Source organism: Pseudoclavibacter helvolus, assembly GCF_014191305.1.
Classification (GTDB): Bacteria; Actinomycetota; Actinomycetes; order Actinomycetales; family Microbacteriaceae; genus Pseudoclavibacter; species Pseudoclavibacter helvolus.
This window is the reverse complement of record NZ_JACHWJ010000001.1, coordinates 706,360-729,019: the sequence shown is the minus strand read 5'-3', so window position 1 is coordinate 729,019 and position 22,660 is coordinate 706,360. Positions and strand designations below refer to the sequence as shown.

The 22,660-nt window shown below is 67.6% G+C and carries 22 protein-coding genes; 18 read left to right on the top strand and 4 right to left on the bottom strand.

The window, feature by feature from the left end; genetic code table 11:
• The 16 genes from rpe to FHX72_RS03205 all read left to right on the top strand — a co-directional run bounded on the left by rpe (window position 1) and on the right by FHX72_RS03205 (window position 18,113).
• Window positions 1-666, top strand: a complete 666-nt coding sequence (gene rpe / locus FHX72_RS03280; RefSeq protein WP_068492743.1) for a ribulose-phosphate 3-epimerase — start codon at window positions 1-3, stop codon at window positions 664-666.
• A 24-nt stretch (window positions 667-690) separates the two neighbouring features.
• Complete coding sequence (locus FHX72_RS03275; protein ID WP_068484501.1) at window positions 691-954, top strand: phosphoribosyl-ATP diphosphatase; 264 nt, start codon at window positions 691-693, stop codon at window positions 952-954.
• Window positions 955-1,100: 146 nt separating this feature from the next.
• On the top strand, window positions 1,101-1,940 hold the full coding sequence (hisG, locus tag FHX72_RS03270; RefSeq protein WP_183622983.1) for an ATP phosphoribosyltransferase: 840 nt from the start codon (window positions 1,101-1,103) through the stop codon (window positions 1,938-1,940).
• A gap of 5 nt (window positions 1,941-1,945) precedes the next feature.
• Window positions 1,946-2,746, top strand: coding sequence for an imidazole glycerol phosphate synthase subunit HisF (hisF, locus tag FHX72_RS03265; protein WP_338110037.1), 801 nt, complete (start codon window positions 1,946-1,948; stop codon window positions 2,744-2,746).
• The gene (hisI, locus tag FHX72_RS03260; protein ID WP_183622979.1) at window positions 2,743-3,132 is read left to right on the top strand and encodes a phosphoribosyl-AMP cyclohydrolase; all 390 of its coding nucleotides are present in this window, start codon (window positions 2,743-2,745) and stop codon (window positions 3,130-3,132) included. Before hisF ends, hisI begins: the two co-directional genes overlap by 4 nt.
• A complete protein-coding gene (locus FHX72_RS03255) occupies window positions 3,119-3,802 on the top strand; it encodes a Trp biosynthesis-associated membrane protein (protein WP_183622977.1) in 684 nt (227 codons plus the stop codon). Before hisI ends, FHX72_RS03255 begins: the two co-directional genes overlap by 14 nt.
• Before the next feature lie 34 nt (window positions 3,803-3,836).
• Window positions 3,837-4,115 carry an HGxxPAAW family protein gene (locus tag FHX72_RS03250; RefSeq protein ID WP_221186700.1) on the top strand — a complete coding sequence of 93 codons (279 nt, stop codon included), beginning with the start codon at window positions 3,837-3,839 and terminating at the stop codon, window positions 4,113-4,115.
• Window position 4,116: 1 nt separating this feature from the next.
• On the top strand, window positions 4,117-4,890 hold the full coding sequence (gene trpC / locus FHX72_RS03245; RefSeq protein ID WP_068484467.1) for an indole-3-glycerol phosphate synthase TrpC: 774 nt from the start codon (window positions 4,117-4,119) through the stop codon (window positions 4,888-4,890).
• Window positions 4,887-6,149 carry a tryptophan synthase subunit beta gene (trpB, locus tag FHX72_RS03240; RefSeq protein ID WP_183622976.1) on the top strand — a complete coding sequence of 421 codons (1,263 nt, stop codon included), beginning with the start codon at window positions 4,887-4,889 and terminating at the stop codon, window positions 6,147-6,149. Before trpC ends, trpB begins: the two co-directional genes overlap by 4 nt.
• Window positions 6,146-6,967, top strand: a complete 822-nt coding sequence (gene trpA, locus FHX72_RS03235) for a tryptophan synthase subunit alpha (RefSeq protein WP_068484472.1) — start codon at window positions 6,146-6,148, stop codon at window positions 6,965-6,967. Before trpB ends, trpA begins: the two co-directional genes overlap by 4 nt.
• Window positions 6,964-8,052, top strand: coding sequence for a prolipoprotein diacylglyceryl transferase (lgt, locus tag FHX72_RS03230; protein WP_183622975.1), 1,089 nt, complete (start codon window positions 6,964-6,966; stop codon window positions 8,050-8,052). Before trpA ends, lgt begins: the two co-directional genes overlap by 4 nt.
• Window positions 8,053-8,239: 187 nt before the next feature.
• Complete coding sequence (gltB, locus tag FHX72_RS18765) at window positions 8,240-12,808, top strand: glutamate synthase large subunit (protein ID WP_244963967.1); 4,569 nt, start codon at window positions 8,240-8,242, stop codon at window positions 12,806-12,808.
• Entirely contained in the window at window positions 12,801-14,261 is a 1,461-nt protein-coding gene (locus tag FHX72_RS03220) for a glutamate synthase subunit beta (RefSeq protein WP_183622973.1), read from the top strand. The genes gltB and FHX72_RS03220 overlap by 8 nt, the downstream gene beginning before the upstream one ends.
• Window positions 14,262-14,316: 55 nt before the next feature.
• Complete coding sequence (pyk, locus tag FHX72_RS03215) at window positions 14,317-15,774, top strand: pyruvate kinase (protein WP_068484478.1); 1,458 nt, start codon at window positions 14,317-14,319, stop codon at window positions 15,772-15,774.
• A gap of 132 nt (window positions 15,775-15,906) precedes the next feature.
• Window positions 15,907-16,941, top strand: a complete 1,035-nt coding sequence (locus FHX72_RS03210; RefSeq protein ID WP_338110036.1) for an alpha/beta hydrolase — start codon at window positions 15,907-15,909, stop codon at window positions 16,939-16,941.
• A 104-nt stretch (window positions 16,942-17,045) separates the two neighbouring features.
• Window positions 17,046-18,113: an NADH:flavin oxidoreductase/NADH oxidase gene (locus tag FHX72_RS03205; RefSeq protein ID WP_338110035.1), complete on the top strand. Its 1,068-nt coding sequence runs from the start codon at window positions 17,046-17,048 to the stop codon at window positions 18,111-18,113.
• Window positions 18,114-18,140: 27 nt separating this feature from the next.
• On the opposite strand, the gene FHX72_RS03200 is transcribed toward FHX72_RS03205, so the two are convergent.
• Complete coding sequence (locus FHX72_RS03200; protein WP_068484482.1) at window positions 18,141-18,617, bottom strand: MarR family winged helix-turn-helix transcriptional regulator; 477 nt, start codon at window positions 18,615-18,617, stop codon at window positions 18,141-18,143.
• Between the two features lie 54 nt (window positions 18,618-18,671).
• Here FHX72_RS03200 and FHX72_RS03195 point away from each other — a divergent pair, with 54 nt between their 5' ends.
• Window positions 18,672-18,911 carry a hypothetical protein gene (locus tag FHX72_RS03195; protein WP_183622972.1) on the top strand — a complete coding sequence of 80 codons (240 nt, stop codon included), beginning with the start codon at window positions 18,672-18,674 and terminating at the stop codon, window positions 18,909-18,911.
• A gap of 35 nt (window positions 18,912-18,946) precedes the next feature.
• On the opposite strand, the gene FHX72_RS03190 is transcribed toward FHX72_RS03195, so the two are convergent.
• Window positions 18,947-19,300, bottom strand: coding sequence for a DoxX family protein (locus FHX72_RS03190; protein WP_068484484.1), 354 nt, complete (start codon window positions 19,298-19,300; stop codon window positions 18,947-18,949).
• Window positions 19,297-19,941, bottom strand: a complete 645-nt coding sequence (locus tag FHX72_RS03185) for a TetR/AcrR family transcriptional regulator (RefSeq protein ID WP_183622971.1) — start codon at window positions 19,939-19,941, stop codon at window positions 19,297-19,299. The genes FHX72_RS03190 and FHX72_RS03185 overlap by 4 nt, the downstream gene beginning before the upstream one ends.
• 213 nt (window positions 19,942-20,154) lie before the next feature.
• Here FHX72_RS03185 and FHX72_RS03180 point away from each other — a divergent pair, with 213 nt between their 5' ends.
• Complete coding sequence (locus FHX72_RS03180; protein WP_183622970.1) at window positions 20,155-21,717, top strand: DUF222 domain-containing protein; 1,563 nt, start codon at window positions 20,155-20,157, stop codon at window positions 21,715-21,717.
• Between the two features lie 9 nt (window positions 21,718-21,726).
• On the opposite strand, the gene FHX72_RS03175 is transcribed toward FHX72_RS03180, so the two are convergent.
• Window positions 21,727-22,620, bottom strand: a complete 894-nt coding sequence (locus FHX72_RS03175) for a hypothetical protein (RefSeq protein WP_183622969.1) — start codon at window positions 22,618-22,620, stop codon at window positions 21,727-21,729.
• Between the last annotated feature and the right edge of the window lie 40 nt (window positions 22,621-22,660).

Below are 22,660 nucleotides of genomic sequence, written 5' to 3'. Positions count from 1 at the left end.
GTGAACGCGCGCATCAATCCCAGCATCCTGGCCGCAGACTTCGCCAACTTCGAGAGGGACCTCGGTCGCATCTCGTCGGCCGACGCGGCGCACGTTGACGTCATGGACAACCATTTCGTCCCGAACCTCACGTTCGGGCAGCCCATGGTGGAGCGGCTCCAGGAGATCAGCCCGGTTCCGCTCGACCTGCACCTCATGATCAAGGACCCCGACCGTTGGGCCCCCGAGTTCGCCGAGATGGGCGTCTTCTCGGTCACCTTCCACGCCGAGGCGGCGACGAGTCCCGTCACACTCGCGAAGAAGCTCAGGGAACGGGGCGCTCGGGCCGGGATAGCGATCAACCCCTCGACACCGCTCAGCGCCGTCGAGGAGATCCTGCCGCACTTCGACCAGCTGCTCATCATGACCGTCGAGCCCGGCTTCGGTGGGCAGTCGTTCATGGCTGACATGATGCCGAAGCTCGCGAGGGCGGACGCGCTCCGTCGCTCTCACGGTCTCGAGACCTGGCTGCAGGTCGATGGCGGGATCTCGCTCGACACGATCGAGCTCGCCGCCTCGAATGGAGCCGACACGTTTGTTGCCGGTTCCGCGGTGTTCCGGGGCGACCCGGGGGAGCAGATCGCGGCGCTGCGGGCAGCCGCAGAGGCCGCCCCGCACGCGCACTAGGCGCCAAGCGACTACGCTGTGGCTGTGAAATCCTTCGACACGCTGTTCGCAGAACTCTCCGAGAAAATCAGCTCCCGCCCAGAGGGTTCCGGGACGGTCCGAGAGTTCGACGCCGGCGTTCATACGATCGGGAAGAAGATCGTCGAGGAAGCCGCGGAGGTCTGGATGGCCGCCGAGTACGAGAGCGACGAGGAGACGGCCGAGGAGATCTCGCAGCTGCTCTACCACCTGCAGGTCCTCATGCTCGCCAAGGGCCTCACCCTCGACGACGTCTACAGCAAGCTCTAGCCAGCAAGGCCCGCAGCTCGCAGGGTCACCTAGCCCGCGAGCTATCACACGGCCGCTGAGCAGCCCGCGCGGTAGCGCCTGTGCATCCACCAGGCCCGCGCATCCACCCCCGATTCGCAATTCCCAGAACCAAGGACGTTCCCACCATGCTTCGCATCGCCGTGCCAAACAAGGGCATGCTCGCCGAGACGGCAAACGAAATGCTGCAGGAGGCCGGATACCGCGGCCGCGGCGACAGCCGAGAGCTCGTTGCCATTGACCCCATCAACGACGTCGAGTTCTTCTACTTGCGCCCTCGCGACATCGCCACGTACGTCGGCTCCGGCGTGCTCGACGCCGGAATCACCGGTCGCGACTTCCTCTTGAACACCGAGTCAGCCGCCAAGGAGGTCCGCGCGCTGGACTTCGGCGACTCCACGTTCCGCTTCGCGGGCCCCGCTGGTGAGTTCACTGATGTGAGCCAGCTCCAGGGCAGGCGTGTCGCGACGAGCTACACAGGGCTGCTCGGGTCCTGGTTCGCCCGTCACGGCATTGAAGCCGAGCTCGTGCCCCTCGAGGGTGCCGTCGAGTCGGCGATCCGCCTCGGCGTCGCGGACGCAGTCGCCGACGTGGTCTCGACGGGCGGCACGCTGCGCAAGGCTGGGCTCGAAGTCTTCGGGCCAGTGATCCTCGAGTCGACCGCCGTGCTCATCTCCACGCCAGAGAAGGAGCACGCAGCGAGGCGCCTCCTCGGCCGCCTCGACGGCGTCCTGGTGGCCCGCCGCTACGCGATCATGGACTACGACATCGAGTCCTCGAAGCTCGATGCCGCCCTCGCGATCACGCCGGGCTTCCAGTCACCCACGATCTCGCCCCTGCGGGACTCGCAGTGGGTCGCCGTGCGCTCCATGGTGCCGCAGAACGAGCTCAACCAGGTCATGGACCGCCTGCAGGACGCGGGGGCCAAGGCCATCATCGTGACGGCTCTGCAAGCCGTCCGGATGTGATGTCGGTGAGCATCCCGCCGTCCACGCACGGGACCGGGCTTGCAACACGCGTTATCCCGTGCCTCGACGTCGCCGCGGGGCGCGTCGTCAAGGGGGTCAACTTCCTCGACCTGCAGGACGCTGGAGACCCGGTCGAGCTGGCGGCGCTCTACGCGGCCCAGGGCGCGGACGAGCTGACGTTCCTCGACGTCACCGCGTCGACGGAGGGACGCGGAACCACCTATGACCTCGTGACGCGGACCGCAGAGCAGGTCTTCATCCCGCTGACGGTCGGCGGCGGTGTGCGGAGTGTCGAGGACGTGCGCGTTCTGCTCGCGTGCGGTGCCGACAAGGTCGGCGTGAACTCGGCGGCGATCGCGCGCCCAGCGCTCCTCGACGAGATCTCATCGACCTTCGGTAACCAGGTGCTCGTGCTGTCGCTTGACGTCAAGCGTTCAGGCGCGACGGAGTCCGGCTTCGTCGTCACGTCCCACGGGGGCCGCACGGACACGGGCATCGACGCCCTGGCCTGGGCGCGCGAGGCCATCGAGCGTGGCGCGGGGGAGCTCCTCGTCAACTCGATGGACGCCGACGGGACAAAAGCTGGATTCGACCTGGAGCTGACGCGCCTCGTGCGCGAACTCGCCTCGGTTCCCGTCATCGCCTCTGGCGGTGCAGGCGCGCTCGAGCACTTCGCGCCCGCCGTCGAAGCTGGCGCGGACGCAGTGCTCGCAGCGAGTGTCTTCCACCACAGGCAGTTCACGATCGGCGAGGTCAAGGACTCTCTCGCCGAGGCCGGCGTCACCGTGAGGAGGACCGTCAGATGAATGCTGCAAGCTTCCCAGTACCTGCCGCCGAGATCGATGGGGTGATCGCCCGGACTTCATTCGACGACCGCGGTCTGGTGCCCGTCATCGCCACCCAGTACGACACGCGCGAAGTCCTCATGCTCGCCTACATGAACGCGGAGTCGCTCCGCATGACCCTCACCGATGGGCGGGTCGTCTACTGGTCGCGCTCGCGCTCCGCGCTGTGGCGCAAGGGCGACACGTCTGGCAACACGCAGCGACTCGTGAGTTTCGCGCTCGACTGCGACGCCGACACGATCCTCATCCGCGTCGACCAGCAGGGCCCCGCGTGCCACACGGGAACTCGCACGTGTTTCGACGGCGACCAGCACGCGCTCGACTTCCAGGCCCATGACAACGCCTGACTCAGTGGGCAAGCGTGGCAAACGCGGTGCGCTGCTGACGATCGTCGTCGGCGCAGGGTTGGCCATGCTCGCCTGGTCGCAGGTGTGGTTCTCGTTCGAGCTCACCCTGGGGGCGCAGGCGTACAGCGGCGAGGTGCGCGGCGACGTCGCTGCTCCTGCGGTCATGGCCCTCGCGCTTGCTGCACTGGCCGTTCTCGCCGCGCTGGCTCTGGCCGGCGTCGTCTTCCGCTCCATCCTCGGCGCGCTCCTGGCGCTCGTCGGGGCTGTCCTCGTGCTGCAGTCCTACGTCGCGGTCGCCAATCCTGTCCCGGCCATCGCACCCGAGGTGACAGCCGCATCCGGTCTCGCTGGCGAGCAGACGATCGCTGATGCGGTCGCCGCCGGCACGGTCTCGGTGACCTTCTGGCCGTGGCTCGCGGTGCTCGCCGGTGTTGTCCTCGCCGTTGCGGGTGTCCTCGCGATCGTCACGGCGCGCCGGTGGCCAACCGGCGGGCGTCGCTTCAAGACGATCTCCCTCGAGCCCGTGGACGTCGAGTCCGAGCCGGGCGACGAGGCGGATGCACCGCCCGCCGGCACCAGGCCGGACAGCGATCGGCGCGTCGAGCAGTGGGATGCGCTGAGCCACGGCGACGACCCGACAGACGCCGGTGTCCCGCGAGCATCCAGCTAGACTTACCCCAGCGCACGTGACAAGGAGCACCCTCATGACTGAACTGGCCGCGAAGACGTCCCACGAACCCACGAGCATCGCCGAAGCCGAGGAGATTCAGGAAGCCCCGCTGCAGGAGCCGCACGAGAGCCACGGGCACTCGGTCGCCGCCTGGACCGGAGTCCTCATCATGCTCGTCGGCTTCACCGTCGGCACGCTCGGCATCTGGTTCGACCAGAACATCGTGACCTGGGTCGGGGTCGCCGCGATCGTCGTCGGCGCAATCGCCTGGCCCGTGCTTGCACGCCTCGGCTTCGGGCCGAAGGCGCACTAGCTTGCTCGAGTCGCTGTACCACGGCGCTCTCGAAGACGCCGCGGAGCGTAGGGAACGAACGCCAGCACGGGCGCTCGAGGCGCGCATCTCGGATGTCGCCCCCGCGCTGGACGCGTACGCGGCGCTTGCACGCTCGGAGCGCGTCAACATCATCGCCGAGGTCAAGCGTGCGAGCCCCTCGCGCGGCCGGCTTGCCGACATCCCTGACCCTGCAGTCCTCGCCGCCTCGTACGAGCGAGGCGGAGCCGCCGCGATCTCGGTGCTCACCGAGCAGCGGAAGTTCCTCGGCTCGCTCGACGACCTCCGCGCCGTGCGCGACACGGTCGCCGTGCCGGTGCTCCGCAAGGAGTTCATCGCTGAGGAGTACCAGCTGCTCGAGGCGCGGGCATGCGGAGCAGACCTGGCTCTGCTGATCGTGGCCGGTCTTGACCAATCGACGCTGGTGCGCCTCGCGGAGTTCACCGAGCAGCTCGGCATGACGGCCCTCGTCGAAGCGCACTCGAAGGACGAACTGCTGCGCGGCCTCGACGCGGGAGCACGCATCCTCGGTGTCAACGCCCGCAACCTCGCCACGTTCGAGCTCCACCCTGAGCTCTTCGGAGAGCTCGCCCCCTTGTACCCGAACGACGTGGTCAAGGTCGCCGAATCGGCGGTCCTCGAGCCGGCACACGTTCGCCGCTACCGCGACGCCGGTGCGGACGCAGTCCTCATCGGGGAGGCGCTCGTCACAGGCGGCGACCCCGAAACTACCCTGGAGACCTTCCACCTCGCATGAGCACTCAGCCCCCAAGCACCACGTCGTTGCGCGACGCCTCAGGCCCATACTTCGGTGAGTTCGGCGGGAGGTTCGTGCCCGAGAGCCTCATGGCCGCTCTGGACGAATTGTCGACGGCGTGGGAGGCGGCCAAGGCCGACGACGAGTTCTGGGCTGAGCTCGCGCGCCTGCACCGCGACTACTCCGGGCGCCCATCGATCATCACAGAAGCCCCGCGATTCGCGGCGCACGCCGGTGGCGCTCGCATCATCCTCAAGCGCGAGGACCTCAACCACACGGGCTCGCACAAGATCAACAACGTGCTCGGCCAGGCGCTCCTGACCAAGCGCATCGGCAAGACTCGCGTCATCGCCGAGACCGGTGCTGGCCAGCACGGTGTCGCGACCGCGACTGCAGCCGCACTCTTCGGGCTCGACTGCACGATCTACATGGGTGCTGTCGATACAGCGCGCCAGGCGCTCAACGTCGCGAGGATGCGCCTATTGGGCGCGGAGGTCGTCGCCGTTGAATCGGGCTCGGCAACGCTCAAGGACGCCATCAACGACGCCATGCGCGACTGGGTGTCATCGGTGGACACCACCAACTACCTCTTCGGCACCGCCGCCGGGCCGCACCCGTTCCCGGCGCTCGTGCGAGACCTCCAGGCCATCATCGGCGAGGAGGCTCGGCAGCAGGTGCTCGACCTCACCGGCGCGCTTCCCGACGCCGTCGTCGCGTGCGTCGGCGGCGGCTCGAACGCCATCGGGATCTTCAGCGCGTTCCTCGACGACAAGTCCGTCGCCCTCTACGGCTACGAGGCTGCCGGCGACGGGGTCGACACGCCGCGTCACGCGGCCACGATCGGCGCGGGTCGTCCAGGGGTCCTGCACGGCGCCAAAACGCTCCTGCTGCAAGACGCGGACGGCCAGACCATCGAGTCGCACTCGATCTCGGCCGGACTCGACTACCCGGGCGTCGGACCAGAGCATGCCTACCTCGCTTCGATCGGTCGCGCGAGCTACCTTCCCGTGACGGACGCAGCCGCGATGGAAGCGTTCCGCCTGCTCGCCCGCACCGAGGGAATCATCCCGGCAATTGAGTCGAGCCACGCGCTCGCCGGTGCGCTGGAGCTCGGCAGGGAGCTCGGCCCAGATGCGACCATCCTGGTCTCACTCTCGGGCCGGGGCGACAAGGACATGGAGACGGCTGCCGAGTACTTCGGGCTCGGCGACCCTGATCGCACCGAGGGCCACGAAACAGCAGAAGGACAGGGCAAGTGACCTCAGCACCATCCGCACTCGAGAGCGTCATCGACGCCGCGAACCGCGACCGCAGAGGCGCGCTTGTCGCCTACCTGCCCGTCGGGTTCCCGGACTTCGAGACATCGGTAGCCGCAGCTATCGCCGTTATCAAGGCCGGGGCTGACGTGCTCGAGCTCGGCATGCCGTACTCGGACCCGGTCATGGACGGCCCTGTGATCCAGGCCGCGGCCGTGCAGGCGCTCGAGGGCGGCTTCCGCACCGAGCATGTCTTCGAGGCGATCAGGCAGATCCGGGCTGAGGTCGACGCCCCCATTGTCGTCATGACCTACTGGAACCTCGTGATGCAGTACGGCGTCGACGCATTCGCCCGCGACCTGGCCGCCGCAGGTGGCAACGGGCTCATCACGCCTGACCTCGTGCCAGACGAGGGCGCAGAGTGGATCACGGCTGCCACGGACCACGAACTCGACCGGGTCTTCCTAGCTGCCCCCACCTCAAGCGACTCCAGACTCGACCTCGTCATCAATTCGAGCAGGGGCTTCGTCTACACGGTCTCGACCATGGGCATCACGGGCGCGCGCGCCGACGTCGACCAGGCCGCGCGGACACTCGCCGATCGACTCCACGCGCACGGCTGCACCAGGGCCTGCGTCGGTCTCGGCATCTCGACTGCCGAGCAGGTGCGTGAAGTGCTCGACTACGCGGAGGGTGCCATCGTCGGCTCAGCCCTCGTGAAGGCCCTCGCCTCTGGCGGCGTCGAAGCGGTCGCGGAGACCGCGGCGCAACTGGCGCGCGGCACAGCCCTCGACGCCACGACTTCGAAGGAACAGGCATGACGCCACTGACCGGAATCCCCAGCCCGCCACTCGAGTGGTCGAGCTTCGAGATCGGCCCGCTCACGGTGCACCTCTACGCACTGTTCATCGTTGCCGGCATGGTGCTGGCCGTCCTCTGGACGGACCGACGCCTGACGGCGCGCGGCGGCGAGAAGTGGATTACCGTCGACTTCGCGATCTGGGCCGTGTTGCTTGGCCTGCTGGGCGCGCGCCTGTACCACGTGTTCACGCACCCCGCCGATTACTTCTTCGAGGGCGCGAACTTCTGGCGAATCTTCTTCATCTGGGAGGGCGGCAACGCCATCATCGGCTCCCTCATTGGTGGAGCGATCGGCATCCTCATAGCAAGCCGCATGACGGGCATCCGGATGCTCGCCTTCTCCGACGCGCTCATCCCAGGTCTGCTGCTCGCGCAGGCAGTCGGACGCCTCGGCAACTACTTCAACCACGAGCTCTACGGCTGGCCAACCGACCTGCCGTGGGGCCTGCAGATCGAAGCGAGCAACCCGGCGTTCCCGGTCGGGCTACCAGAGGGAACACTCTTCCACCCGACGTTCCTCTACGAGATGCTGTGGAACCTCGCCGGAATCGCGATCATCGTGCTCCTCGAGCGCATGTTCCGCTGGCGCACCGGGAAGACGCTTGCCTCCTACCTGATCTGGTACGGCACCGGCCGCATCTGGATCGAGTCGATCCGCGTCGACTACTCGGAGGTCATCTTCGGCATGCGCTCGAACGTGTTCGGTGCGCTCTGCCTCGTCATCATCGGCGTAGCCCTGTTCGTCTACGTCTCGCGCCTTCCCGTCTCTCAATTGAGCACCAGCATCTACCTGCCGGGCCGCGATCCTGAGTCAGAGGCGGCCAAAGCCGCGGATGACGAGATCACGGTTGAGGCCGGGGCCGGGGCTGAGGCTGAGGCTGAGGCTGACGAAGACGAGGTCAAGGCGGACCTCGACGACGCTGAGGAAACCTCCGCGCAATCTGCGGGTCACGACGGGGAAACTTCCGAAGCCTTGCCTAACTCGGCGGCTAGCGAAAAATCCCCTGGTGAGAACGAAGAAGTATCGAGCACACCGAAGGCCTGATGGCCTCGGTCCCTCCCCGGCGGGCCGCCTGGGGTCGCACGCGAAACACAGAAGTAACACAGCGGTCGTAATCTGCTGAATGGACCGACGGACGCCTGTAGGCACCCGCCCCCACGGGCTCCGTCAACATCAGTCTTCTGTCGAGTCCGCCAAGTGACCCATGGCACCACCGACGAGGGGACGAGTTATGACCTCCGCCGCCTTTCCTACGAATGGCTACCCAACAGCAGCAGGCCTGTACGATCCTGCGAATGAACGCGATGCCTGCGGGCTCGCCATGGTTGCCACCTTGCGCGGCACGCCGGGTCACGACATCATCGATCACGCGCTCGACGCCCTGCGTCACATGGAGCACCGAGGCGCGGTCGGCTCCGACGCGGGCACGGGCGATGGCGCCGGCATTCTGACGCAGATCCCGGACGAGTTCTTCCGTGCGGTGAGCGGCTTCGAGCTGCCGGCCGAGGGCCGCTACGCCGTCGGGAACGCCTACCTGCCCGTCGACGCGGACGAGCGCGCAAGGGTCAAAGCAGGAATCGCGAAGCTCGCGGCCGAAGAGGACCTGCGGGTCATCGGCTGGCGCGAGGTTCCCGTGCACCCAGACGAGCTCGGCAAGCTGGCTCGAGCAGCCATGCCGGTCATCGAGCAGCTCTACGTCCGCAGTGAGCGCCAAAATTTCCGCGGCAACCCTCGCAAGGGCGCATCCCTCGACCGCCAGTGCTACCGCATGCGCAAGCGCGCGGAGCATTCGCTCGGCGTGTACTTCATGTCGCTCTCCTGCCGCATGATCACGTACAAGGGCATGGTGACGACGCTCCAGCTGGAGCCGTTCTTCCCCGACCTCAGCGACGAGCGCTTCGCGTCGAAGCTCGCGATCGTGCACTCGCGCTACTCCACCAACACGTTCCCGTCCTGGCAGCTTGCCCAGCCCATGCGCATGATGGCGCACAACGGCGAGATCAACACCGTTCGCGGCAACCGGAACTGGATGCGCGCGCGTCAGTCGCAGCTCCGTTCCGAGATCCTCGGCGACGTGTCAGATCTGTTCCCGATCGTCACGGAGGGCGCGAGCGACTCCGCATCGTTCGACGAGGTGCTTGAGCTCCTTACGCTCTCGGGACGCTCGCTCTCGCACGCCGTGCACATGATGGTCCCGGCCGCTTGGGAGACGGCGGAAGACCTGAGTGCCGAGGTCCGTGACTTCTACGAGTACCACTCGCTCATCATGGAGCCGTGGGATGGGCCTGCAGCCATGGCCTTCACCGACGGCCGCTACGTGTGCGCGACCCTCGACCGCAACGGTCTGCGCCCTGGCCGGTTCGTGCAGACCGCCGACGGCCTCATCGTCCTCGGCTCCGAGGTCGGCGTCGCGAGCCTCGACCCAGCCACCGTCATCCGCAAGGGACGCCTGCGCCCCGGCCAGGTGCTCCTCGTCGACACCGAGGTGGGTCGCCTCATCGAGGACGACGAGGTCAAGCACGACCTCGCCGAACTGCAGCCGTGGGGGGACTGGCTCGATGAGGGTCGTATCAACCTCGCCGAGCTGCCCGAGCGCGAGCACGTGACGCACACGCCAGCTTCCGTCGAGCGCCGCCAGCGGACGTTCGGCTACACGGAGGAAGAGCTGCGCATCCTGCTCGCCCCGATGGCGAAGAACGGCGCTGAGCCGATCGGCGCTATGGGCACCGACACACCCATCGCGATCCTCACCGACCGCCCGCGTCTCGTCTTCGACTACTTCACGCAGAACTTCGCCCAGGTCACGAACCCTCCGCTCGACGCCATCCGCGAAGAGGTCGTCACGAGCCTCACGACGAGCATCGGGCCGCAGGAGAACCTCCTCAGCGCAGGTCCAGAGCACGCCCGCCAGGTGGTCCTCGACTTCCCGGTGATCGACAACGACCAGCTCGCCAAGATTCAGCACATCGAGCAGCGCCCAGGCATCGACGCGGCGGAGACGCTCCGCGGCTGCTACCGCGTCGATGACGGCGTGGAGGGCCTGCGCAAGCGGCTCGCAGAGCTGTGCGAGGAGGCGGACCGCGCCATCGACGCCGGCGCCGGCTTCATCGTGCTGTCCGACCGCGACTCGAACCGTGACTACGCGCCGATCCCGTCACTGCTCATGACCAGCGCCGTGCACCACCACCTCATTCGCACCGAGCGACGCATGCGCGTCGGGCTTGTCATCGAGGCGGGTGACGTGCGCGAGGTCCACCACGTCGCTGTCCTGCTCGGCTACGGGGCGTCCGCCGTGAACCCGTATCTCGCGATGGAGTCCTGCGAGGACATGGTCCGCCAGGGCAAGCTCACGGGCGTCACCGAGGAGAAGGCGGTCGCGAACCTCATCAAGGCGCTCGGCAAGGGCGTCCTGAAGATCATGTCGAAGATGGGCATCTCGGCAGTCTCGTCGTACGCGGGAGCTCAGTGCTTCGAGGCCGTCGGCCTCTCGAACGAGCTTGTGGGGGAGTACTTCACTGGCACGGCCAGCAAGATCTCTGGCATGGGACTCGAGGGCATCGCCCGCGAGAACGAGCTGCGCCACCGCCACGCCTACCCGGCCCAGGCCGCGCCCGCGTCGCACCGTCCGCTCGACATCGGCGGGGAGTACCAGTGGCGCCGAGAGGGACCGCCTCACCTCTTCAACCCGAACACGATCTTCCGCCTCCAGCACTCCACTCGCGAGGGTCGCTACGACATCTTCAAGGAATACACGAAGCTGGTCGACGACCAGGCGGCCGAGACGATGACGTTGCGCGGCCTCTTCAAATTCAAGGTGGGCGAGCGTCCCCCTGTCCCGATCGACGAGGTCGAGCCGGCATCGGAGATCCTCAAGCGGTTCCAGACGGGCGCGATGAGCTACGGCTCCATCTCCAAGGAAGCGCACGAGACGCTCGCGATCGCGATGAACCGCATTGGCGGCAAGTCCAACACGGGCGAGGGCGGCGAGGACGTCGAGCGACTGCTCGACCCCGAGCGCCGCAGCGCGATCAAGCAGGTCGCGTCGGGACGCTTCGGTGTCACGAGCATGTACCTGACGCACGCGGACGACATCCAGATCAAGCTCGCGCAGGGCGCGAAGCCGGGTGAGGGAGGGCAGCTGCCCCCGACGAAGGTCTACCCGTGGGTCGCTCGGACGCGCCACGCGACGCCGGGCGTCGGACTCATCTCACCGCCCCCGCACCACGACATCTACTCGATCGAAGACCTCAAGCAGCTCATCTTCGACCTCAAGCGGGCCAACCCGTCAGCGCGCATCCACGTGAAGCTCGTGAGCGAGAACGGGATCGGCGCGGTCGCGGCCGGAGTGACGAAGGCGCTCGCCGACGTCGTCCTCGTGTCCGGCCACGACGGCGGAACCGGCGCCTCGCCGCTCAACTCCCTCAAGCACGCGGGAACGCCCTGGGAGCTCGGCCTCGCCGAGACCCAGCAGACCCTCATGCTCAACGGGCTGCGCGACCGCGTTGTGGTCCAGGTGGATGGGCAGCTCAAGACGGGCCGCGACGTTATCGTCGGCGCATTGCTCGGGGCCGAGGAGTTCGGCTTCGCAACGGCAGCGCTTGTCGTATCAGGCTGCATCATGATGCGTGTCTGCCACCTCGACACGTGCCCGGTTGGTGTCGCGACGCAGAACCCCGAGCTGCGCGCCCGTTACACGGGGCAGGCAGACCACGTCGTGAACTTCTTCGAGTTCGTCGCACAGGAAGTGCGCGAGTACCTCGCCGCGCTCGGCGTCCGCTCGCTCGACGAGATCATCGGCAAGCGTGAGCTGCTCGAAGTCGATGACGCGATGCACCATTGGAAGACCGAGGGCCTCGACCTGTCCCGCGTGCTCACCGGCCACGAGTTCGGCGACGCGCCGACCCGCAGCCTCGTCACGCAGGAGCACGAGCTCGACCAGCACTTCGACCAGAAGCTCCTCGAGCTGGCAGAGCAGGCGCTTGAGAACGGCGAGGCCGTCAAGGTGTCGATGGATGTCATCAACACTGACCGCGCCGTCGGCACGATGCTCGGGCACCACGTGACGCTCAAGCACGGCGAGCACGGGCTCCCTGCCGGCACGATCGACATCGAGCTGCGAGGAACGGCTGGGCAGTCCCTTGGCGCGTTCCTGCCGAACGGTATCCGCATCCGCCTCGTCGGAGACTCGAACGACTACGTGGGCAAGGGGCTCAGCGGCGGAGAGGTCATCCTCAGGCCGGACGAGCGAGCCCCGTTCAAGTCGCACGAGAACGTCATCGCGGGCAACGTCATCGGCTACGGCGCGACCGGTGGAACCATGTTCCTCAGCGGTGTTGTCGGCGAACGCTTCCTGGTCCGCAACTCCGGCGCGACAGCCGTCGCGGAGGCGGTCGGCGACCACGCGCTCGAGTACATGACGGGCGGACTTGCCGTAATCCTCGGCGAGACCGGCAAGAACTTCGGCGCCGGCATGTCGGGCGGCATCGCCTACGTGCACAAGCTCGATCCGAAGCTCGTCAACCCCGACATGATCTCGACGGGGGAGCTTGGCCTCACGACGCTCACCAGCGCCGACGCCGACATCCTGCGCGACATCCTGGAGCGGCACTACAACGAGACCGAGTCGCAACTCGCACGCGAGATGCTGGACAACTTCGCCACCGTGTCGAAGGAGTTCACGAAGGTGCTCCCGCGCGACTACGCGAAGGTCACCGAGATCCGCAACGCCGCCATCGAACGTGGCGGCGACCCCGACGACAGCACTACCTGGCACGAGATTCTGGAGGCGACCCGTGGCTGACCCGAGAGGATTCCTCACCAACCGCGAGCGAGAGCTCCCGAAGCGCCGCCCGGTTCCCGTGCGCATCATGGACTTCAGCGAGGTCTACGACCCACAGGAGCCCACGCAGCTTCGCCGGCAGGCCGGGCGCTGCATGGACTGCGGCGTTCCGTTCTGCCACCAGGGCTGCCCGCTCGGCAACATCATCCCCGAGTGGAACGACCTGACGTTCCGCGGCGACATGGCCGGTGCGAGCGAGCGGCTGCACGCCACGAACAACTTCCCGGAGTTCACGGGCCGCCTGTGCCCCGCACCGTGTGAGTCCTCGTGCGTGCTCGGCATCAACCAGCCCGCCGTGACGATCAAGCGCGTCGAGCAGTCGATCGCAGACACGGCCTTCGCTGAGGGCAACGTGCGTCCGCACCCGCCGGAGCGCCTTACCGGTAAGACCGTCGCCGTTGTGGGGTCTGGCCCCGCCGGCCTCGCGGCGGCCCAGCAGCTAACTCGCGCCGGGCACACCGTCGCCGTGTTCGAGCGGGACGACCGAATCGGCGGACTCCTCCGCTACGGCATCCCTGACTTCAAAATGGAGAAGTCGGTGCTGGACGCTCGCCTCTCGCAGATGCGAGCTGAGGGCACACGGTTCCGCACCGGCATCGAGATCGGCCGCGACATCACGTGGGACAACCTGCGCCAGCGCTACGACGCGGTTGTGGTCTGCACGGGCGCCATGGTGCCCCGCGACCTGCCCGTCCCCGGCCGCGAACTCAAGGGCGTCCACTACGCGATGGACTTCCTGACGCAGTCGAACCGCGTTGTCGCAGGTGACGACCTCGCCACGCAGATCCACGCCGAGGACAAGCACGTCATCGTCATCGGTGGAGGCGACACTGGCGCCGACTGCATCGGCACCTCGCACCGTCAGGGCGCTGCCTCGGTCACGAACCTGGCGATTGGCAAGGAGCCGCCGACGGAGCGCCCAGCACACCAGCCGTGGCCAACCACGCCGACGCTGTTCGAGGTCTCGACCTCGCACGAGGAGGGCGGCGAGCGCGCGTTCCAGGCTTCGACCGTCGAGTTCATCGGCGACGAGTCGGGCCGTGTGCGTGCCATCCGTCTCGCAGAGACCGAGTTCCGCGCTGACGGGTCACGCGGCCCGAAGGCGGGAACGGAGCGCGAGCTCCCCGCCGACCTGGTGCTGCTCGCCATGGGCTTCACAGGCCCGGAGCGCCACACGATCGAGCCGCAGCTGCAGCTTCCCTTCACCTCGCGAGGGGAACTCGACCGCACCGCCGAGTACGAGACGGAGCTCCCAGGAGTGTTCGTCGCGGGTGACGCGGGGCGCGGCCAGTCCCTCATCGTCTGGGCGATCGCCGAGGGGCGTGCCGCAGCGGCCTCCGTCGACCGGTATCTTGAACAGTCGACGGAGCTTCCTGAGCCGATCCTCGCCACCGAGCGCGCGATCTCTCTCTGAATCCGCCACCACGCGCCTTCTGGCGCACTACAGTTTCGACGAACCGGAGATATGCATGAGCCGTAGAGCGAAGATCGTCGCCACACTCGGTCCAGCCGTCAACACCCCCGAAGGGATCCGCGCCATCATCGGCGCCGGCGTGAACGTCACGCGCTTCAACCTCAGCCACGGTGACCACTCCGTGCACACCGACAACTACAAGCTCGTGCGGGATGCGGCCGAGGAGCTCGGCGTTCCCGTCGCGATCCTGGTCGACCTGCAGGGCCCGAAGATCCGTCTCGAGAAGTTCGAGAACGGCCCCCACGACCTCGCGGTCGGGGACATCTTCAAGATCACCTCCCTGGACGTGCCCGGCACGAAGGAACTCGTCGGCACCACCTACAAGGGCCTGCCCACCGACGTCGCCCCCGGCGACCCGCTGCTCATCGACGACGGCAAGGTGCTTGTCCGCGTCGTGGAGACCGACGGGGTCACCGTCACGACCCGCGTCGAGGTTCCTGGCAAGGTCTCGAACAACAAGGGCATCAACCTGCCCGGTGTTGCCGTGAACGTACCTGCCCTGTCCGAGAAGGACGAGGACGACCTGCGCTGGGCGCTTCGCATCGGCGCCGACATCATCGCCCTGTCCTTCGTGCGTGCCGCGGAAGACATCAACCGCGTCCACGCCATCATGGACGAGGAAGGCGTGCGCCTTCCCGTGATCGCGAAGATCGAGAAGCCGCAGGCCGTCGAGAACCTCAACGAGATCGTCGACGCGTTCGACGGCATCATGGTCGCCCGCGGCGACCTCGGCGTCGAGCTGCCGCTCGAGCAGGTCCCGATCGTGCAGAAGAACGCGATCCAGCAGGCCCGCCGCTGGGCGAAGCCCGTGATCGTCGCGACGCAGATGCTCGAGACGATGATCGAGAACCCGCGCCCCACCCGCGCGGAAGCCTCCGACTGCGCCAACGCCGTCCTCGACGGCGCCGACGCACTCATGCTGTCCGGCGAGACGAGCGTCGGCGCGTTCCCGATCGAAGCGGTGCGCACCATGGCCCGTATCATCGAGTCGACCGAGACCCACGGCCTCGACCGCATCCCGCCGCTCGGCACGAAGCCCTTCACCCAGGGCGGCGCGATCACCCTCGCCGCGTCCGAGGTGGGCGAGTTCCTCAAGGCGAAGTACTACTGCGTCTTCACGGAGTCGGGCGACTCCGTGCGCCGCATGGCACGCCTGCGCACCGAGATCCCCGTGCTCGGCTTCACCCCGTCGCCGCACATCGCGCGCCGCATGAACCTCTACTGGGGCGTCACCGCCGCCCTCGTTGAGCGCGTCACGCACACCGACGAGATGATCGGGCAGGTCGACAAGTACCTCATCGAGAACGGCCTCGCGCAAGCGGGAGACGTTGTCGTGGTCGTCGCCGGCATGCCGCCGGGACGCGCGGGCACCACGAACGACCTCCGCGTGCACCGCGTGGGCGTCGACGACGACCGCGTCGTGCCAGCGTACGAGGGCAAGCACACCCGCTAACGAGCCCGCAACGCGCCGAGAGGCCGGGCAGGACCACCGTCCTGTCCGGCCTCTTTGCGTCCGCCCGCGAGACCGCGGCCCCAGTGGCAGGTATCGTTTGACCATGTCGATCTCAGAGACGGGCAGCGAGCAGTGACTCCAGTGCAGGGCTCCACGGAGATGGACTTCGGCGATTCCCTGGCTGCCGCAACCGCCTGGCGCCCCGATGTTCTCGGTGCTGGCTTCTCCGCGCTCGACCTGCCTCTCAAGCCCGACCACGAGGGCGAAGTGCTCGCGACCCTCGTGCGAGGGCCAAGAGCCGATCGTTTCGCTCGTGGGGCTGCGCGCGGCGCCGATGTGCTCTACGTGCACGGCTGGTCCGACTACTTCTTCCAGAAGCACCACGCGCACTACTGGGCCGGGGAGGGGGCGCGCTTCTTCGCGCTCGACCTCCGCAAATACGGGCGTAGCCTCCGCGACCACCAGACGCCGGGGTTCGTCACCGACCTCGCCACCTACGACGAGGAGCTCGACCGCGCGCTCGAGGTTATGGGGCACGGGCCAGGGGGACACCGCAGGGGCAGGCACCCCCTCATACTGATCGGTCACTCGACCGGCGGGCTCACGCTGAGCCTGTGGGCGGACCGGCACCCGGGGCGAGCGGATGCCCTCATCCTCAACAGTCCGTGGCTCGAGCTGCAGACGCGCGCCGCCGTGCGGACCGCCCTGACGCCCCTCATGACGGTCGCGGCCCAACTGCGGCCCACGGACACCTTCAACAACATCGACTTCGGCTTCTACACCCGCGCGGTCAAGAAGGAACTCGGCGGGGAGTGGGAGTTCGACGACCGCTGGCGTCCGACCCCCAGCTTCACCGTCCGCGCCGGCTGGCTCAACGCGATCCTGGCTGGACATGCCGCCGTGGCCGTCGGCCTCGACATCAAGGCGCCTGTTCTCACGATGCTGTCGTCTCGCAGCACTCTGTCGCCCATCTGGCACGAGTCCATGCGCCGGACCGACTCCGTCCTGCGCGTCGATGACATCGCCAGGCGCTCGCTCAACCTCGGTGACACGGTCACGGTTCGGCGCCTGAATGGCGCCCTGCACGACGTGCTGCTCTCCGCACCCGAGGTGAGGGCCAAGGCGTTCGAGGCGATGACGAGGTGGCTCAAGGGCTACCTGAGCTGAGGCCAGAGGGGAACATTCGCCGCGCCGCCGCGGTTGGACTGCGTGTAGCCACGAGCCGAAAGGTCAGCATGAGCCGTCTTCTGTCACCAATCACCCTCCCGAGCGTGGATGGATCCGGGTTGCCTCTGCGCAACGCCACCTTCCTTGCACCGATGTGCCAGTACTCGGTGACGAAGCGCGACGGCTTGCCGACGTCCTGGCAGCTTGTGCACCTCGGCGCGAGGGCGAGCGGCGGCTTCGGCCTCGTCTGGACGGAGGCGACCGCCGTCGTCCCCGAGGGGCGGATCTCTCCGGAAGACACCGGGATCTGGAGCGACGAGCACACCGCGGCCTGGCGGCCAATCGTGGACTTCATCCACGCGCAGGGAGCGGCGGCCGGCATCCAACTCGCTCACGCGGGCGGGAAGGCATCCGCACACCCCGCCCTGGCGGATGCCGAGCGAGGTACGGTGCCGGAGAGCGAAGGCGGGTGGATCGCTGAGGCACCGTCGAGCAGTGACGTCTTCGGGCTTGCGCTGCCGCGGGCGCTCACGCTCGAACAGATCGCCGCACTCGTGACCGCCTGGGGCGAGGCAGCCCGACGCGCGGATGCGGCTGGGTTCGACGCACTGCAGATCCACGCTGCGCACGGCTACCTGCTCCACGAGTTCCTCTCGCCCCGCTCGAACCAACGGGACGATCACTACGGCGGCTCCTTCGAGAACCGCATCCGCTTTGCCCTCGAGGTCGTTGCCGAGGTTCGGCGCAACTGGCCTGATGACAAGCCGCTGGCCATTCGATTCTCCGGCGAGGACTGGACGCCCGACGGCTGGACGATCGCCGAGACCGTCGAGCTCGCCCAGCGCGTGCACAAGCTCGGCGTCACCGTGTTCGACCTCTCGAGCGGTGGCATCGGGGCGTTCACTGGCCCAACGGGTCCCGGCTACCAGGTGACGCTCGCTCGCGCCGTGCGCGAGGCGCTCCCCGCCGAGGGGACGTTCGTGACGGCGGTTGGCCAGATCACAGAGGCTAAGCACGCGGAGGCCATCCTCGTCGCCGGTGACGCCGACGGGATCACCATCGGACGCGCAGCCTTGGCCAACCCCAACTGGGCCGTGCACGCCGCGGTCGAGCTCGGCGACGGCCAGGAAGGTCTCGTGGCGCCCCAGTACTGGCGGGCGAGCATGGGTTAAGCACCCAATTTGGACCCAGCGCCCACGTCAGCGCTCGTCGCTCGAGGCCTTATCGCTTGCGTCCGCTCTGTCGTTCCGCGCGGTTGACGAGTCGGCGAGCAGCTGAGTGAGCGTGTCTTTGAGCGCCTCGAGCTCGGGGATGCTCCAGCCGAGCTCGGCGATCACCTTGACAGGAACTTCCTCAGCTTGGTGCCTGAGCTCGCGGCCCGCATCCGTGAGGCGAATCTCGACCGCACGCTCGTCCGCGGGCCGGCGGCGGCGTGTGATGAGCCCAGACGCCTCGAGCCGCTTCACGAGCGGGCTCAGGGTCGCGGGCTCGAGGTGCAGCGCCCGCGCGAGCTGGCCGAGCGTCTGACCGTCGTGCTCCCACAGGCCGAGCATCACCAGGTACTGCGGATGAGTGAGCCCGAGCGGTTCGAGGATGGGGCGATAGAGCGAGATGACGCTCCGGCTCGCGGCGGCGAGTGCGAAGCAGAGTTGCTTGTCGAGCGCGAGGAGGTCCACGGATGCAGACTAACCGAGATCGCGGTGTGTGCGAATAGTTAGTACACTAACGATATGCCAAGCGACAGACTCCCGAACCCCCACAAGGGCCAGCCCGGCTGGTGGAACCGACTCAACCAGGCGCTCTTCCCGTTCATGGGCCCAGCGCAGGTGGGTACCGGGGGAGTCACACGGACCGATCCGGTTCGGGCACCGTCGGCCTGCCGCGACTGCGGCCACCCGTACTCTGAGCACGAGGTGCGCAGGGGAGTCGGGGCAAACCAGCCGAGCAGCATCCTCTGCCCCACGCGGTAAGCCCCTTGCGCTGCGGCCCACCCATCGCCACGGGGTCAGACGGTAGTGATCAAGACGAACACGGCGAGGGCAAGCATTCCGAGGCAGTTCAGCCAGAACGCCTGGCCCAGGAAGCGGGCCCGCACGTGGGCTACGGCTGCGCAGACGAAGTAGGCGATCACGCCGACGTTGGCGGCGACCGCAACCCCGGGGACCCAGAGCCCGGCGAGGAGACCAAGGGCAGCAGTTGCCTTGATGACAATGAGCGTCCACCACCAGTCACGGGGGAAGCGCACACCATCGAGGCAGTCGCGGACAAACGACGGTGGCTTGATGGACATCACGGCGTCGCCGGCGAGCACAACCGCGAGCAGGACGGTTGGCCACCAGGGGTCCGGAATGAGGGTCACGGGAGCTCCTTGCACGTGCAAATTGCGGCAAAGGCGCCGCGGAGATCAATGGATAGCGCAGCAGGGTCCGTCGCGCGACGCGCAGAGGCGGTGAAGAGCAGGCCGACGTAGGCGAAGTAGAGCGCGCCGGCCTTCGCAGCCGCCTCTGAGGGGCTCGTACAGCCCCGCTCGGTGATCACCGTGCGGAACTCTTCGGTGAGCCGGGTTGCCAGGACCGAGAAGAGGCTCGACTCGTGGCCACCGGAGACCAGGATCGACGCGTAAATGCGAGCGAGATCATCGCGGCGAGTGAAGAGAGAGACGAACGGGGCGGTGAGCACGGCGAGGCGATCCGGACAGGCGTCGAGGGGAGCTGCGCTATCGAGAGGGCGACGCGTTCGGCCTGATCGCGGGTCGGTGCCGACGGCCACACTGGGGGGCCGCCGATCCTCGTGCGCGCGTTCGATGAGTCGGTCGAAGACGCATACGAGGAGTGCCCCCTTGTCGCCGACAGACATCACCGTGCCGACACTGACACCGGCCCCCTCAGCGATCGCTCGGACACTTGTCGCGGCGAAACCGCGTCTGTCGAAGAGCTGCTCGGCGGCGTCGATAACTCGAGACTGGGTCATCTGCTTGGTTTCCGCGCGAGTAGCTGGCATGCCGTCGAATCTATCACTGAACGGGTTCACTGAACAGGTTCAGCACCTTGGATGATGATCAGTCACCTCGGATTTACTCTGCCCATCAGGGGGTATTGCGCGTCGTGATTTTCTATCGTAAGTAGATACGAGTTTGTCGTAGAAATCCCGGTCAATACCTAGTTCTTGGCGCGTTCCAGTGCTAAGCTGATGGTGATCTTGGGGGAGGTCATCGTGGCATCGGAGTCAGCGCAGGAAACGCATCGTCAGTCGCCGGATGAGACGGCTGTTGTGGATGCGCTTCTCGAGGCTCGGGCGCAGCTTTCGGGGGTTCCTGACGCTGAGATCGTGGTGATGGTGCACGAGTTGGCGGCTCGGCGTCGGGTGCTGGACGCGGTGCTGGTTGAAATCGCTGGGGAGTTGCTGCGTCGGGAGGGCGAGACGCCGCGGTCGGAGACGGTCGCGCGGAAGGCGGGGTTTCGGAACCTGCCTGCGATGTTCGAGCAGGTGCTTGGCGTGAAGCCGGTTGAGGCGAACACGCTCGTGAAGGTGGCCGAGGCGACGCGGGAGCGGATGAGTGTCACGGGCGAGCCGATCCCTGCCGCGTATGCGGAGGTTTCGCGTGCCGTCGCGTCTGGTGTGATGTCGGTGGCGCAGGCCTCGGCGATCACGAAGGGCTTGGAGCAGACCCGGAACCGGGTGGACGTCGAGGACGTCGCGCGGGCGGAGGTCGAGCTGGTGGCGTCGGCGTGTGGGCTGAACCCGGAAGATGAGCAGCCGGCGGTACCGAAGGTTCTGGAGGTGCAGGCCGCGACGTGGGTGTCGTGCCTGGATCCGGACGGTGACGAGCCTCGGGCGGAGAAGATCGCGGAAGAGCGCGGCTTGTGGTGGGTGCGGCGCGCTGATGGTGCGATCGCGGGGAAGTTCGTCGCGACGCCCGAGCAGGGCGAGCAACTGATCTCGGTGCTGGACGCGCTCCTCGCGCCCCGCCGGAAGGTCGAGTTCCCCGCAGCATCCGAGTGCGGGGAGCCACACGCGCCAGCGCTCGGAGCCAACGAACTCCCACTGGCTGACACCCAAGTCGAAGACGGCTCCGATAGCCCCGAAGGGTCCGACACCTCCGACACCTCCGACGCGATCGGCGAAGTTCCGCTGGTGGACCCACGCTCGATCGAGCAGCGGCGGATCGACGCGCTCGACATGATCCTCCGCTGCTACGCGGAATCTCCCGACGCGCCCCGCACAGGCGGTGAAGCGCCCACAATCGTGATCGTCACCGCCGAAACCGGCTTGGCAGGAGAAGCAGAACGCCCCGAAGACGTGCCCCACCTCGAGCGCACGGGAGAGCCCATCCCGCCATCGTTCGCGGCCAAGACCATGTGCGACGGCTTCATCCGAATCGCTACGCGAACCGCCACCGGGGAGATCCTCGAGCTCGGCCGCAAGCAGCGCCTCTTCACCACGGCCCAACGCCGAGCGATCTTCGTCCGCGACCGACACTGCCGAGCCCCCGGGTGCGGAGCCCCAGCACGCTGGTGCGAAGCGCACCACGCTGTGCCCTGGAGTGAAGGCGGCCCGACCGACGTGAAGGACGGCATCTTGCTGTGCTCGTTCCACCACCACGAAGTCCACCGGAGCAGGCTCACCCTCATCCTCGGCCCCGACGGCCGCTGGAGAGTCGTCGCGACCGTCGGCCACCACGTCCGCCGTCGGACTGCGCGCCGCCGCGCCTTCTCAACGGTCGGAGGCACCAGCGACGCTCAGAACATCCGTCCTCAGGTCAATCGCAGGCCCTGAGACCACAGCTCACGGAGCGGGCAACGACTCCAGCATGTGCTCCCACGCACGGTGCACGTCCTGCCCGACGAGCCCAAGCTGCGTCAGCACTGCCACGCAGCGCGAGCGCTCGTCGTAGAGCTCCAAGGTCGAGGTGAGCCCTTGCGGGCCCCACGAGGTGACGAGCAGACAGGAGCGCAACGCGGAGAGGTCCAGCTCGACGATGCCCTCACCAAGGGAGACAACAAGCAGACTTCCCACGCGCTCCACGAGGTGCACGGGGCCGGCGCTCAACTGCAGGACGGCGCTCGACGGCACTCCCACGCACACCGGCAGGCCCACAGAACTCAGGTGCTCGAACACCGCCGAGACCACGGCGCAGTCCACGCCGCGACTACTGCTGACGCCGCCACCGCCACCGACGCCCCACACCCCGCGGGCCTCACCCCCGCCGCCACCAAGCAGCGACGCGTGGCGGTCGCGGCCGCCGTCTTCGAACACTGCGTCGAGCTGGGCCAGCAGGTCCCCGTCGCGCCAGCCCGCCTCTTCCACCGTAGCTAGCCGCAGGCTGCTCAGCTGCGCCGCGCTTGGGGCCCGAGAACGACCGAGCCTCGAGAGCAGCTCCGCGTCCTCCTGCGAGTGCACAAGCACCCTGTGCGCAAGGCGTCCATCGACCGAGTACACGTACAGGCTCGGCAGCGCACCTGGCAGTCCCTCCTCGTGCGCGACGACCGCGGCGCCGAGCAGTGACGGACGCACACGCAGCGTGATCCACGCAGAGGGCGGCACCAGCGCAGCCCCGCACGCCGTCGGCAGGTCGTAGCTGCCGATCTGGTGCAGCGTGCACGCGGCGTTTCTGGTCGTCGCCGTCGCCGTCCCGAAGCCGACCAGCCCGTAGGCCAGCGCCTCCGGAGTCAGCGCCACCCTCCGAAGCATCGTGTGCGACGACGAGAGCAACCGGTCG